A 13,484-nucleotide genomic window follows, 5' to 3' on the forward strand; every position below is an offset into this window, starting at 1 on the left:
ACACCCAACAGCCGCCCGCAGCCGTGGATTCCCTACCTGTTCGCCTGCGCCGTCTTCGGATCGAAGCCGAACGGCAGCTCAAGCCGGTGCGCACCCATCAAGTCCTCGTCGGCGAGGAGCTCCCCCGTCGGGCCGTCCGCGGCGATCACGCCCTCGCTCAGGATCAGGGCCCGGGGGCACAGTTCGAGGGCGTACGGCAGGTCGTGCGTGACCATCAGGACCGTCACGTCCAACGAGCGGAGGATGTCGGCCAGTTCGCGGCGCGAGGCGGGGTCCAGGTTCGATGACGGCTCGTCCAGGACCAGGATCTCCGGCTCCATCGCGAGGACCGTCGCCACCGCGACCCGCCTGCGCTGGCCGAAGGAGAGGTGGTGCGGCGGGCGGTCCGCGAACTCCGCCATGCCGACCTGGCCAAGGGCTTTCCGCACCCTGGCCTCCAGCTCCGGGCCGCGCATCCCCGCCGCCGCCGGGCCGAACGCCACGTCCTCCCGCACCGTCGGCATGAACAGCTGGTCGTCCGGGTCCTGGAAGACGATGCCGACCCGGCGCCTGATCTCGGCCATGTGCTTCTTGCCGACGGGAAGTCCCGCGACGGTGACCGTGCCCGCGCCGCCCGTCAGGATGCCGTTCAGGTGCAGGACGAGCGTCGTCTTGCCCGCGCCGTTCGGGCCGAGCAGCGCGACCCGCTCGCCCCGGCCGATCCGCATGTCGACGCCGAAGAGCGCCTGGTGCCCGTCGGGGTAGGCGAAGGCCAGTCCGGCCACTTCCAGGGAGGGTGCAGTAGTCACAGGGTCCATCCCAGCAGGCAGACGACAAGAGCGGCGCCCGGGAGGGCGAAGGCGTACGTCCATTGGGCGCGCGAGGCCGTCACCTCGTCGATCACCGGCATCGAACCGGCGTACCCCCGGCTGACCATGGCCAGGTGCACCCGCTCGCCCCTCTCGTACGAGCGGATGAAGAGCGCCCCGGCGGACTTCGCGAGGACACCCCACTGCTTCACGCCTCGCGCCTCGAAGCCGCGCGACTCGCGTGCGATCTTCATGCGGCGCATCTCGTCCGTGATCACGTCTCCGTACCGGATCATGAACGAGGCGATCTGGACGAGCAGCGGCGGCAGCTTCAGGCGCTGCAGGCCCAGGAGCAGCGAGCGCAGTTCGGTGGTGGAGGCGAGCAGCACGGATGCCGCGACGCCGAGCGTGCCCTTGGCCAGGACGTTCCAGGCGCCCCAGAGGCCGTTCACGCTCAGGGACATGCCGAGCACCTCGACCCGCTCCCCCTCGGCCACGAACGGCATGAGCACCGCGAACGCCACGAACGGGACCTCGATGAGCAGCCGCTTCAGGAGGAAGGGGAGCGGGACGCGGGACGCGTACGCCACTGCGGCAAGCAGGAGCGCGTACAGACCGAACGCCCACATCGCCTCGCGCGGTGTGGAGACCACCACGACCACGAAGCAGAAGACCGCCGCCAGTTTGGTGTGCGGGGGCAGGGCGTGGACGGGTGAGTGGCCGTGCCGGTAGAGCCGGTGGGCGTGGCCCGCTCCCATGTCAGGCGTTCTCGGAGGTCTCGGAAGAGGAAGTGACGGATGCCGTGGACGCCGGGTCCGTGTCCGTCGTACGGCGGCGCCGCAGCGCCCAGAAGACCGCCGAGCCCGCCACGACGGTGACGCCGACACCGATCACGCCGGCGAGGCCGCCGGAGAGGCGGGTGTCGGTGATGTCCTCGACGCCGTAGTCGGCGAGCGGGGAGTCCGAGGTGGCGTGCTCCTCGACCTTCTTGTCGATGCCCTTGTCGGCCGCGACCTTCTCCAGGCCGTCGGGGTTCGCGGAGGCGTAGAAGCTGACGAAACCGGCGAGGACGAGGGAGGTGACCAGGCCGGCGATCCACACCTTGCGGTGCGAGCGTGCGGCGACGGGGACGGGCTTTTCGGCGGCGGCATCCGGGGCGTCGACGAGCTCACCGCCGACCCGGAGCTTGAGCTTCTGGGTCAGGCCGCGGGCGCCGTACACGAGGTCGGGGCGTACGGCGATGACGGCGCCGACGGTGAGCGCGGTGATGGCGGCCTCGCCGATGCCGATCAGGACGTGCACGCCGACCATGGCCGTGGCGACCTTGCCGATGGAGACGTCGGTGGTGCCGCCGAGCGCGTAGAGGAAGGTGAAGGCGATCGCGGCGGCGGGCACCGAGATCAGCGCGGCGACGAAGGAGGAGGCGGTGAGGGAGCGGCGGGTGCGCGGCAGCACCTTCACCAGGCCGCGGAAGGTGAGATAGGCCACGACGGTCGTGACGATGGCCATGTCGGTGATGTTCACGCCGAGCGCGGTGAGGCCGCCGTCGGCGAAGAGGACGCCCTGCATGAGGAGGACGACGGACACGCACAGGACGCCCGTATAGGGGCCGACGAGTATCGCGGCGAGCGCGCCGCCGAGCAGATGTCCGCTGGTCCCGGCGGCGACGGGGAAGTTCAGCATCTGCACGGCGAAGATGAACGCGGCCACGAGTCCGGCGAGCGGCGCCGTCCGCTCGTCCAGTTCACGCCGCGCTCCGCGGAGGCTGACGGCGATCGCTCCGGCGGCGATGACCCCGGTGGCGGCGGAGACGGGGGCGTTGATGAATCCGTCGGGGACATGCATGCGCGCGCTCCTGGGCAGGACAGGAAGAGGAAGGCAGAGCGGATCGCTCGTGAACCGTTCAATGATAGTGCCCTGTTGCGAACGGTTTGCAAGAGCGGTGACTACCCAGTTATCCCGGTCACACCTGGAGCAGGAATCGGAATATATGGGACATTAGAGGGCAGAAAGCGCGTGACGGCGTGCGCGATGGTGAGGAGTTCGGCGATGTCCGCAGTAGAGCAGTTCGCACGTGCCCACGTCGTCACGGACTCCCCTGACGACCAGCTCGCCGTCCCCGCCGTCCTGCGGTACGACGCGGAGGCCGACCCGCTCTCGGTGCGGATCGGCCTCCCTGGTTCACCCGAGGGTTCTCACGAGTGGACCTTCGCCAGGCAGCTGCTCGAACAGGGCCTGCGGGCCCCGGCCACCAGCGGCGACGTACACATCTGGCCCTGTGGGCGGGTGCAGACCGTGATGGAGTTCCACTCGGCGCACGGGGTGGCGGTCGTGCAGTTCGACGCAGCGGCACTGATCCGCTTCCTGCGCCGCACGTACGCGGCCGCCCCCGTGCCCCACTGACGCGTCAGACGCGCTCCAGCTCCCGGCCGTCACCACTGCGCCCGGCGGCCGCCTCATCGGCGTCCCGCAGGGCCTCGCCCTCGACGTCCACGTTCGGCAGCGCCCGGTCGAGCCACCGCGGCAGCCACCACGCCTTCTTGCCGAGCAGCGCGAGCACTGCCGGGACCAGCGCCATGCGCACGATGAACGCGTCGAAGAAGACGGCGATCGCGAGGCCGAAGCCGATCATCTTCACCATCTGCTCGGACGAGCCGATGAATCCCGCGAAGACCGCGATCATGATCACGGCAGCTGCCGAGACCACCCTCGCCCCGTGCCGGAAGCCGGTCACGATGGCCTGGCCCGGCCGCTCCCCGTGGACGTACGCCTCACGCATGCGCGTCACGAGGAACACCTCGTAGTCCATCGCGAGGCCGAAGACGACGCCCACCATGAAGATCGGCATCATCGACATGATCGGGCCGGTCTGCTCCACGCCGAAGAGCGAGCCGAGCCAGCCCCACTGGAAGACCGCGACGACCGCGCCCAGGGCCGCGAGGACCGAGAGCAGGAAGCCGAGGGCCGCCTTGAGCGGGACCAGGATGGAGCGGAAGACGACGATCAGGAGGAGGAAGGCGAGGCCGACGACCAGTGCCAGGTAGGGCAGCAGCGCGTCGTTCAGCTTCTGGGAGACGTCGATGTTCATGGCCGTCGTGCCGGTGACCATGACGCTCGCACCGGTGTCGGACTTGATGTCGGCGCCCGCGTCACGGATGGCGTGCACGAGGTTCTCGGTCTCGATGCCGCTGGGCTTCGAGGACGGGACGACGCTGATGATCGCCGTGTCGCCCGCCTTGTTGATCATCGGCGGGGCGACCGAGAGGACGTCGTCGAGCTTGGAGATCGTCTTCTGGATCTCCCCGGCCGCGGCCTTCGGGTCGTCGGAACCCTTGAGGTCGGCGACCGTCATCAGCGGGCCGTTGAAGCCGGGGCCGAATCCGTCGGAGACCAGGTCGTACGCCTTGCGCTGGGTCGTGGACGTCGGCTGCGCGCCGTCGTCCGGCAGGCCCAGTTCGAGGGAGGACACGGGCAGCGCGGCGGCACCGAGGCCGATGACGCCGACGAGCAGGACGGTCAGCGGGCGGCGCACGACGAAGCGCGCCCAGCGCGTGCCGAGGTTGTCCTTCTTCTCCGTGACGGCCTCGGTGGCCGCCGCCTTCTTTCCGCCGCCGAGCAGCTTGCTCTTCTCACCCGTGGGCTTGACCTTCTTGCCCGCGTAGCCGAGCAGCGCCGGGATCAGGGTGAGCGCGATGAGCACGGCGATGACCACCGTGCCGGCCGCCGCGAAGCCCATCTTGGTGAGCATCGGGATGTTCACCACGGCGAGGCCGACCAGCGCGATGACCACGGTGAGCCCGGCGAAGACCACGGCCGAACCGGCGGTCCCGACAGCGCGGCCCGCGGCCTCCTCACGGTCACGCCCGTCGGCGAGTTCGCCGCGGTAGCGGGAGACGATGAAGAGCGCGTAGTCGATGCCGACCGCGAGGCCGATCATCATGGCGAGCGTGGAGGTGGTCGTCCCCAGGTCGAGCGCGCTGGCGAGCGCGGTGATCGAGGAGACCCCGATGCCCACACCGATCAGCGCGGTCAGCAGCGGCAGACCCGCCGCGATCAGCGAGCCGAAGGTGATGACGAGGACGACGGCCGCGACCGCGATGCCGATGATCTCGGTGGCCCCGGTCTCGGGCATCGCCTGCAGCGCGTCACCGCCGACCTCGACCGTGAGCCCGGACTCGCGAGCCTGCTCGGTCGTCTTCTCCAGGGCCTCACGGCTGTCCTCGGTCAGCTCCATCGAGGTGACCTTGTAGGAGACCGACGCGTACGCCGTGGAGCCGTCCTTGCTGACCGTCTTGGTCCGGAAGGGGCTGTCGGCCCTCGCGACCTCGTCCGAACCGGACTTGAGGGCGGCGACGGTCTTCTCGATCTCGGCCTTGTTGCCCGCGTCGGTGACCTTCTCGCCGTCCGGCGCCTTGAACACGACCCGGGCGCTCGCCCCGTCGGCACTGGCTTCGGGCACGCGCTCTTCGAGCAGGTCGAAGGCCTTCTGGGCCTCCGTACCGGGAATGGAGAAGGAGCTGGAGGCGGCGGTGGGCGCGGACGCGGCGCCGACTCCGGCGAGCGTCAGGAGCGCCACCCATATCAGGGCGACGAAGTGCCGTCGCCTGAAGGCGAGTCGGCCCAGTTTGTACAGGAAAGTGGCCACGGGGGCGTACTCCCGGTCAGGTCGTGGTGTCTACAGGGCAGGGGGGATCAGCCCGACGACGTGAGCGGTCGCGTCAGGTGGAGGTGTCCGGTGAGGGAGCTGGGTCAGACGCCGAGAGCGGGGAGGATCACGGCGTCGATGTAGGAACGGAGGAACTCACGGTCGACCGTGCGCTCCTCGATCAGGTCACGGGCGACGAAACCGCCGACCATCATGTGGATGACGAAGCCCAGCGCGGGGTTGTCCGGGGACACTTCGCCGCGTTCCACGGCCCTGCGCAGCAGTGCGTTCAAGCCGGTGATCTCCGGCTCGATGAGCACCTGCCGCAGCGCGTGGTGGAGTTCGGGATTTCCGTGGATGACGTGGAACAGGCTCCGCATCAGCGCGGCGTCCCGCTCCATCTGGCAGTCGTCCGAACGCTCGACGGTCTCCAGGAGGTCGCCGCGCAGGGAACCGGTGTCGATGTCCTCGATGGACACCGGCTTGTTGTGCCGCAGCGCCCTCGCGATCAGCTCGGGCTTGCTCCCCCACTGGCGGTAGAGGGTGGCCTTGCTGGATTTCGTGCGGGCCGCGATGGCGTCCATGGTGAGCGCCTCGTACCCGACTTCGCGGAGCAGGTCGAGCGCGGCCGCGTAGAGCTCCGCCTCGCGCTCGGGTGTGATCCGACTGCGCCGCACCGTTGCCGCCTCAGCCATGATCCCTCCGCCCGTCGTCGCAACCCTTGCGTGCCGTTCCGTACGCCATGACTGTACCCGCGGGCTTAACGAAACGAAACCGTTTCGTACGTGTGCTGCGTCACGCGTCGCCCGGACCGCGTCGCGCGCCCCTTTTCACCCCACGTACGAGTTGCCGGGCCCTGCGCACCGGAAAAGCATGGTGAAGTGACCGACGCGCGCGATGAAGCCCATGCTGACCACGCCTACCTGCGATTTCCGCACCTCAGCGGCGACCGTCTCTGCTTCGCGGCCGAGGACGATCTCTGGGTGGCGCCGCTGAGCCCGGACGGCGCGCCCGCGGGCCGGGCCTGGCGGGTGACCGTCGACCGGACCAAGGTGAGCCATCCGCGCTTCTCGCCGGACGGCCGCCACATCGCGTTCACGACCTGGCGCAGTCTCGACCCGGAGATCCATCTGGCCCCGGTCGACGGCGGCCCGGCCCGGCGCCTCACCTACTGGGGGAGCACGGACACCCGGGTCTGCGGCTGGTCCCCCGACGGAGACATCCTCGCCGTCTCCTCGCACAATCAGCCCTTCTCGTACTTCTGCTGGGCCTACAGCGTGCCGACCGACGGATCACCCGGCGGCAAGCTGCCCTGGGGTCCGGTGTACGACATCGCGGTCAACGACATCGAGGGCGAGCGCAAGACCCTCCTCCTGACCGGGAAGCCGCCGCACGAGCCCGCCGCCTGGAAGCGCTACCGGGGCGGCGCGACGGGCCGCCTGTGGCTGCACGGCGACCAGCTCCTGCCCGACCTCGACGGGCATCTGGACTCCCCGATGTTCGTGGACGGCAGGATCGCCTTCCTCTCCGACCACGAGGGCGTCGGCAACCTCTACTCCTGCCTGCCCGACGGCTCCGACCTGCGCCGGCACACCGATCACGACGCGTTCTACGCCCGGCACGCCTCCAGCGACGGCGCCCGCGTCGTCTACCAGTGCGCGGGCGACGTCTGGCTGGTGGACGACCTGTCCGCCGGTTCCGTGCCGCGCCGGCTCGACGTACGCCTGGGCGGGCCGCGCGCCGGGCGGCGGATCTATCAGGTGCCCGCCGCGCAGCACGTCGACTCGCTCTCCGTGGACATGACGGGCCGGGCCAGCGCCGTCGTCGTACGCGGCAGCCTGTACTGGCTCACGCACCGCGATGGGCCCGCCCGCACGATCACCGACACCCCGGGCGTGCGCGTCCGGCTCCCGGAGATGCTCGGCAAGGGCGGGCAGGTCGCCTACGTCACCGACGCGGAGGGCGAGGACGCCGTCGAGATCGCCTATCTGCCGCGCGCCAGCGGCGACCGCGCGCCGCGCAGGCTCGCGCAGGGCAAGCTCGGCCGGGTCCTCGAAATGATCTCCGACCCCGAGGGCGAACGGCTCGCGATCGCCTCGAACGACGGGCGGCTCCTCCTGATCGACGCCTCCGAGAAATCCGAGGGCGAGGATTCGGAGGGCGGGGAGTCCGAGGGCGAGGCATCCGAGGGCGAGGTGACGGAGCTGATCCGCTCCGACAACGGTCCGGTGCGCGACCTGGCCTTCTCCCCGGACGGGGCCTGGCTGACCTGGTCGCATCCGGGCGTCGGCCGCTCGCTGCGGCAGATCAAGATGGCCCGTATCGAGGGCCCCGGCTGCCGCATCATCGTCGACGTCACCAATGGCCGCTTCGAGGACGAGAACCCGGTCTTCACCAGCGACGGCCGCTATCTGGCCTTCCTGTCCTGGCGCGGCTTCGACCCGGTCTACGACGTGCACACCGGCGACCTGTCCTTCCCCCTCGGCTGCCGCCCCTATCTGGTCCCCCTGTCGTCGGCGACCCCCTCGCCCTTCGCCCTCTCCCCCGACGGCCGCCCGGCGGCGGGCGGACTCGACCCGGCCGACGGCCTCTCGCCCGCCGGTTCCGCCATCGTGGAGGTGGAGGGTCTGGAGAGCAGGGTCACGCCCTTCCCCGTCTCGGCGTCGAAGTACTCGGCGCTCTCCCCCGTCAGCGGCGGCGGCCTGGTCTGGATGCGCTGGCCGATCTCGGGCGCGCTCGGCGAGACCTTCGCCAACCCGTCGGACACCTCCGGGCGCCCCACCCTGGAGTACTTCAACATCACCAAGGGCAAGAAGTCCGAACTGGTCGACCATCTCGACTGGTTCGCGCTCAGCGGCGACGGCTCGCGGCTCGTGGTGGTCGACGAGGGCGAACTGCGCGCGGCCCCCTCGACGGAGACCGGCGACAGCGACACGACCGTCTGGATCGACCTGCGCCGCATCCTGCACGAGGTCGACCCGGCGGCCGAGTGGCGCCAGTCCTACGACGAGGCGGGCCGCCTCATCCGGGCCTACTTCTGGGAGCCGCACATGTGCGGCATCGACTGGACCGCGATTCTGGACCAGTACCGTCCCCTCGTGGAACGGGTCGCGTCCCCCGACGAGTTCGCGGACCTGCTCCGCGAGGTCCTCGGCGAGCTCGGCACATCGCACGCGTACGTCTCGGCCGCGCGCCGCAACGAAGGCCCGCCGCACTACCAGCGGGCGATGGGCCTGCTCGGCGCCAACCTGGTGTGCCGCGACGGCAGTTGGATGATCAAGCGCATCCTGCCCGGCGACTCGTCCGACTCCAAGGCGCGCTCCCCGCTGGCGGGCGCGGGCATCCGCGAGGGCGCGGTCCTGACGCACATCGACGGCCGCCCGGTGGACCCGGTGACGGGCCCCTTCCCGCTGCTCGCGGCCGCGGGCGGCACGACGGTGGAGCTGACGTTCCGGCCGGCGGAGGGAGAGGGCAGGTCGAGGAGGGTGGCGATCGTCCCCCTCATCAACGAACGCCCCCTGCGCTACCAGGACTGGGTGGCCAAACGCCGTGACGTCGTACGGGAGTTGAGCGGAGGCAAGTGCGGCTACCTACACATCCCCGACATGGGCGGCTCCGGATGGGCCCAGTTCAACCGCGACCTGCGCCTGGAGGTCTCCCGCCCGGCCCTGCTCGTGGACGTACGCGGCAACGCGGGCGGGCACATCAGCGAGCTGGTGGTGGAGAAGCTGACGCGCAAGATCCTGGGCTGGGACCTGACACGCAACGCCCAGCCGGTCTCGTACGCGTCCAACGCGCCCCGCGGCCCCGTGGTGGCCCTGGCGGACGAGGCGACGTCGTCCGACGGCGACATGATCACGGCGGCCTTCAAGCTGCTCGGCCTCGGGCCCGTGGTGGGCCAGCGCACGTGGGGCGGCGTCGTCGGGATGACCGGGCGGCACGTGCTCGGTGACGGGACGGTCATCACGGTGCCGATGAACGCGGGGTGGTTCGACGAGTACGGCTGGTCCGTGGAGAACCACGGCGTGGCCCCCGACCTGGAGGTGCTCCGTACGCCGCTCGACTGGGCGGAGGGGCGGCACGCGCAGCTGGACGACGCGGTGCAGGTCGCTCTCGACCTCCTGGAACGGCAGCCCGCGGTGACGCCGCCGAGCCTCGACGACGTACCGGACCGACGGCGTCCGAAGCTTCCGCCGCGCGGCTGAGGGGACGCTTCCGGGGCCCGCGATCACTGCCCGTCATTGATCGAAATGCGGTGAATGTCCCCCCATGTAAGTCTGGTCGAGGCCCCTCCCACCTCACCCTCTAGGAGTGAACAAGCATGGGCATCAAGGACCAGTTCCAGGACAAGGCCAACGACCTCGCCGGCAAGGCGAAGGGCGCGATGGGCGACCGCAAGGACGAGGCGAGCGAGCGGGCTTCGCAGGGCAGGGACGAGGCGAGCGAGCGCACCTCGCAGGGCCAGGACGAGGCCCAGGACGCCGCGCAGGAGCAGCGGGACAAGTTCGACCGCTGACACGCCTGGTGCTGCACCGAGCTTGACGAGATGAGGCCCTCCGGGACGCCGGAGGGCCTCATCGTCGCGACGTCAACTACTTGCTGGTACGCGCCTGTTCGTCGGCGGAACCGCCCGCTCCGACGAGGCCCGTGGACACCGACGAGAGCCGCGGCTCGAAGCGCCGCATCTCGCGCTGCCCGACCGTGCCGATGAGCGCCGGCAGGTAACCCCGGATGCCCTGCATCCCCCGCAGCCACCACTGCGCGTACACATGGCTCGACCGCCGCTCGATCCCGGCGACGATCCGGTCGACGGCCGGACCCAGCGGGTACGTCTTGTTGGACGGCCACGGCAGGCGCTGCCGCAGCTCCCGCATGACGTCGTTCTCGTCCGCGCCCCGCACCATGTCCGTGTCCGTCCAGGACAGGTAACCGACGCCCACCTTCACGCCCTTGTAGCCGACCTCGGCCCGCAGACAGTGCGCGTACGCCTCGACGCCCGACTTCGACGCGCAGTACGCCGTCATCATCGGCGCCGGCGTGATCGCCGCGAGCGAGGCGATCTGCAGGAGATAGCCGCGGCTCTCCATCAGGACCGGCAGGAACGCCCGCCCCGTCACCGCGCTGCCGATGAGGTTGACCTCGATCACCCGGCGCCATGCCTCGGGGTCGGACTCGACGAAGGGGCCGCCGTTGGCGACGCCCGCGTTGGCGACGACGATGTCGACCTTGCCGAACCGCTCCTTGACCTCCTGGGCGACCCGGGCCATCGCGGCATGGTCCGTGACGTCCGCGTGCCAGGCCTCGGCCTCGGTGTGCAGCCGCCCCGCCACCTGCTTCAACTCGTCCGGCTCCAGGCCGACGAGCGCGATCTTCGCCCCCCGCGCCGACAGCTTGCGCGCGAGCAGCTCTCCCACGCCGCGCGCCGCCCCGGTGACGACCGCGACCTGACCCTCAAGGCTGACCTTGCTCATGCGCTGCTCCCTTCGAGCCCCTGAACCTGTCCCTGAACCTGCTGACCGGCCACCTCCACGTACCTCCGCACGAGGTCCCTGATCCCCGCCGTGACCGCTTCCGGAGCCTCCACCGGGGTCATGTGTCCGATCCCCGGCAGCTCGGTGAGACCGAGGGAGTCCGGCAGCATCCCGGCCAGGCGCCGCGCGTGCGTGACGGGGGTCATCCGGTCGGCCGTGCCCGCGATGACCGCGGTCGGCACGGTCAGCTCCAGGACCCCGGCGTCGAGTGCGATCTCGTCCAGTACGTGCGACCAGCGGTAGCGCACCACCCGCGGGCAGCCGTGCACGATCCGGGCGCACACCTCGACCCGCTCCGGCGCCGAACCCGGCCCCATCGTCGCGTACTTGAGGATCTTGCGGGCCATCGGCGTCACGGGCCCCAGCGGCGCCTTCGCCCCCAGGACCGACCGCGTCAGCCGCGTCCGCAGCCACCCGGCCCGCAGCGGCACCACCAGCGACTCGGCGACGAGGCTCGCGCTGCCCGTGCTGCACAGCAGGACCGCCGCCGCGTGCTCCCGGAACCCGGGGCGCGTGCTCGCGGCCATGATCGTCATGCCGCCCATGGAGTGCCCGGCGACCACGGCCTGCTCCCCGGGCTCCAGCGTCGCCGCGAGCACCGCCTCGAGATCGTCGGCGAGGGCGTCCGTGCTGTACCCCTCCACCCCGTCCGGCGCGACACTGCGGCCGTGCCCCCGCTGGTCGTACGCGATCACCCGGTGGTCGACCGCGAGGTCACGTATCTGCGCCGCCCAGAAGGCCGTCGAGCAGGTCCATCCGTGCGCGAGCACCACCGCGGGCGCGCCGTCGGGGCCGTGCACCTCGGCGTGCAGCCGCGCGCCGTCCGCCGACACGACGGTCAGTTCCCGCGCGGCGGCAGGCGGCGCGAACGGCCCACTCGTCACATGCGTCAGCCTGCTCATGCCCCTGCCTCGACCTTCTTCGCCTTGCCGGACTTCGGCGCCGCCACCACCGCACTCACCTCGGGCGGCCGCACCACCTCGTACTCGGCGAGATCGACCCGCCGCGTCGCGGCGCGGAACTCGCTCGTCGTGCCCGGCCAGATCGTCGTGTTCACGCCGTTCTCGTCGAGGTACCAGCTGTTGCAGCCGCCGGTGTTCCACACGGTGCGCTTCATGCGCTCCTGCACCTTGCCGTTCCACGCGTCCACCGCGCTGGTGCGCGCGGCGAGCGCGGCCCGGCCGCCCAGCACGTCCAACTGCCGCATGTAGTCAGCGAGATAGTTCAGCTGCGACTCGATCATCAGGATCATCGAGGAGTTGCCGAGGCCGGTGTTCGGGCCGATGACCGTCATGAAGTTCGGGAAGCCCGCGGCGGTCGCGCCGCGCAGGGACTTCATGCCGTCCTTCCAGGACTCCATCATCGTCCCGCCGTCGGCGCCCACCACGCGGTCGGCGATCGGCATGTCCGTGACGTGGAATCCCGTGCCGAAGATGATCGCGTCGACCTCGGTCTCGGTGCCGTCCGCGGCGACGACGGTGTTCCCGCGCACCTCGCTGAGCCCGCTGGCGACGACGTCGACATTGGGCTGCGCGAGCGCCGGGTAGTAGGTGTTGGACAGCAGGATGCGCTTGCAGCCGATGCGGTACGACGGTGTCAGCTTGGCCCGCAGGTCCCGGTCCTTGATGGCGCGGGCGATGTTCCGCTTGGCCAGCTGCTCGACCGCGCCCAGCTCGTTCGGCCGCTTGGTGAACGCCTGGACCTGCAACTCCCGTATGCCCCACAGGATTCCGCGCCGGGCCTGCGTGGTGAACGGCAGCTGCCGGTGCACCCAGCGCTCGGCCCTGCTGATGGCGCGGTCCATGCGCGGCATCACCCAGGGCGGGGTGCGCTGGAAGAGGGTCAGCCTGCCGACCTCGGGCTGAATCGCCGGCACGATCTGGATGGCGGAGGCGCCGGTGCCGATCATCGCTACGCGCTTGCCGCGCAGGTCGTAGTCGTGGTCCCAGCGCGCGGAGTGGAAGACCTTGCCCTCGAAGGTGTCGAGGCCGGGGATGTCCGGGAGCTTGGGGTCGGAGAGCGGCCCGGTGGCGGAGACGACGACATCGGCGGTGAGCGTGCCGTTGCTCGTCTCGACCTCCCACCACAGCTGCTCGGCGTCCCAGCGCAACTGCGTGACCTCGGTGCGGAGGCGGATGTGCGGGCGCAGCCGGAAGGTGTCGGCGACCCGCTCCAGGTACTCCTGGATCTTCTCCTGGCCGGAGAAGGTGCGCGGCCAGTCGGGGTTGGGCGCGAAGGAGAACGAGTACAGGTGCGAGGGCACGTCGCACGCGCAGCCCGGATAGCTGTTGTCCCGCCAGGTGCCGCCGACGGCGCTCGCCCGCTCCAGGACCACGAAGTCGGTGATGCCCTCGCGGCGCAGCCGGACCGCGGCCCCGAGCCCGCCGAATCCGGTCCCGATCACCGCCACCCGCACGTGTTCGCGTTCGCGCTCCTGCTGGCGCTCGTCCTCGGCCATGCCGCCGCCTCCCGAACTGCTTCACGACTCTGCCAGTGACCACTGGCGCAATGGGGAGCGTA

General features: G+C 70.7%; 11 protein-coding genes. 3 read left to right on the forward strand and 8 right to left on the reverse strand.

From position 1 onward, the window contains the following. Positions 1–32: 32 nt before the first annotated feature. From AB0M70_RS20015 to AB0M70_RS20025, 3 genes are read right to left on the reverse strand one after another with little or no spacing between them, the layout of a single operon-like run. Positions 33–797, reverse strand: a complete 765-nt coding sequence (locus AB0M70_RS20015; RefSeq protein WP_365821297.1) for an ABC transporter ATP-binding protein — start codon at positions 795–797, stop codon at positions 33–35. Further along, complete coding sequence (cbiQ, locus tag AB0M70_RS20020; RefSeq protein ID WP_365821298.1) at positions 785–1,546, reverse strand: cobalt ECF transporter T component CbiQ; 762 nt, start codon at positions 1,544–1,546, stop codon at positions 785–787. Before cbiQ ends, AB0M70_RS20015 begins: the two co-directional genes overlap by 13 nt. 1 nt (position 1,547) lies before the next feature. Next, positions 1,548–2,633 carry an energy-coupling factor ABC transporter permease gene (locus AB0M70_RS20025; protein ID WP_365821299.1) on the reverse strand — a complete coding sequence of 362 codons (1,086 nt, stop codon included), beginning with the start codon at positions 2,631–2,633 and terminating at the stop codon, positions 1,548–1,550. Positions 2,634–2,837: 204 nt separating this feature from the next. Between AB0M70_RS20025 and AB0M70_RS20030 the strand changes: the two genes are divergently transcribed. Continuing rightward, a complete protein-coding gene (locus tag AB0M70_RS20030) occupies positions 2,838–3,191 on the forward strand; it encodes an SsgA family sporulation/cell division regulator (RefSeq protein ID WP_365821300.1) in 354 nt (117 codons plus the stop codon). Positions 3,192–3,195: 4 nt separating this feature from the next. Here AB0M70_RS20030 and AB0M70_RS20035 read toward each other — a convergent pair whose 3' ends face one another. Both AB0M70_RS20035 and AB0M70_RS20040 read right to left on the reverse strand, forming a co-directional pair. Next, entirely contained in the window at positions 3,196–5,433 is a 2,238-nt protein-coding gene (locus tag AB0M70_RS20035; RefSeq protein ID WP_365821301.1) for an MMPL family transporter, read from the reverse strand. A 104-nt stretch (positions 5,434–5,537) separates the two neighbouring features. Beyond that, on the reverse strand, positions 5,538–6,128 hold the full coding sequence (locus tag AB0M70_RS20040; RefSeq protein WP_365821302.1) for a TetR/AcrR family transcriptional regulator: 591 nt from the start codon (positions 6,126–6,128) through the stop codon (positions 5,538–5,540). Positions 6,129–6,314: 186 nt separating this feature from the next. On the opposite strand from AB0M70_RS20040, the gene AB0M70_RS20045 reads away from it, so the two are divergent. Continuing rightward, entirely contained in the window at positions 6,315–9,638 is a 3,324-nt protein-coding gene (locus tag AB0M70_RS20045) for a S41 family peptidase (protein ID WP_365821303.1), read from the forward strand. A 116-nt stretch (positions 9,639–9,754) separates the two neighbouring features. After that, a complete protein-coding gene (locus tag AB0M70_RS20050) occupies positions 9,755–9,949 on the forward strand; it encodes a hypothetical protein (protein WP_365821304.1) in 195 nt (64 codons plus the stop codon). Positions 9,950–10,025: 76 nt separating this feature from the next. On the opposite strand, the gene AB0M70_RS20055 is transcribed toward AB0M70_RS20050, so the two are convergent. From AB0M70_RS20055 to AB0M70_RS20065, 3 genes are read right to left on the reverse strand one after another with little or no spacing between them, the layout of a single operon-like run. Then, the gene (locus AB0M70_RS20055) at positions 10,026–10,904 is read right to left on the reverse strand and encodes an SDR family oxidoreductase (RefSeq protein WP_365821305.1); all 879 of its coding nucleotides are present in this window, start codon (positions 10,902–10,904) and stop codon (positions 10,026–10,028) included. Then, a complete protein-coding gene (locus AB0M70_RS20060; RefSeq protein ID WP_365821306.1) occupies positions 10,901–11,866 on the reverse strand; it encodes an alpha/beta hydrolase in 966 nt (321 codons plus the stop codon). Before AB0M70_RS20060 ends, AB0M70_RS20055 begins: the two co-directional genes overlap by 4 nt. After that, complete coding sequence (locus AB0M70_RS20065; RefSeq protein ID WP_365821307.1) at positions 11,863–13,422, reverse strand: NAD(P)/FAD-dependent oxidoreductase; 1,560 nt, start codon at positions 13,420–13,422, stop codon at positions 11,863–11,865. The genes AB0M70_RS20060 and AB0M70_RS20065 overlap by 4 nt, the downstream gene beginning before the upstream one ends. Between the last annotated feature and the right edge of the window lie 62 nt (positions 13,423–13,484).

Origin of the sequence: Streptomyces sp. NPDC051214 (assembly GCF_040682375.1) — a bacterium.
Classification (GTDB): domain Bacteria; phylum Actinomycetota; class Actinomycetes; order Streptomycetales; family Streptomycetaceae; genus Streptomyces.

Excerpts from the sequence above, each read along its gene's own strand:
- AB0M70_RS20055 (WP_365821305.1), bottom strand. The coding sequence starts at position 10,904 with ATGAGCAAGGTCAGCCTTGAGGGTCAGGTCGCGGTCGTCACCGGGGCG.
- AB0M70_RS20015 (WP_365821297.1), bottom strand. The coding sequence starts at position 797 with ATGGACCCTGTGACTACTGCACCCTCCCTGGAAGTGGCCGGACTGGCC.
- AB0M70_RS20060 (WP_365821306.1), bottom strand. The coding sequence starts at position 11,866 with ATGAGCAGGCTGACGCATGTGACGAGTGGGCCGTTCGCGCCGCCTGCC.
- AB0M70_RS20025 (WP_365821299.1), bottom strand. The coding sequence starts at position 2,633 with ATGCATGTCCCCGACGGATTCATCAACGCCCCCGTCTCCGCCGCCACC.
- AB0M70_RS20030 (WP_365821300.1), top strand. The coding sequence starts at position 2,838 with ATGTCCGCAGTAGAGCAGTTCGCACGTGCCCACGTCGTCACGGACTCC.
- AB0M70_RS20065 (WP_365821307.1), bottom strand. The coding sequence starts at position 13,422 with ATGGCCGAGGACGAGCGCCAGCAGGAGCGCGAACGCGAACACGTGCGG.
- AB0M70_RS20040 (WP_365821302.1), bottom strand. The coding sequence starts at position 6,128 with ATGGCTGAGGCGGCAACGGTGCGGCGCAGTCGGATCACACCCGAGCGC.
- AB0M70_RS20050 (WP_365821304.1), top strand. The coding sequence starts at position 9,755 with ATGGGCATCAAGGACCAGTTCCAGGACAAGGCCAACGACCTCGCCGGC.
- cbiQ (WP_365821298.1), bottom strand. The coding sequence starts at position 1,546 with ATGGGAGCGGGCCACGCCCACCGGCTCTACCGGCACGGCCACTCACCC.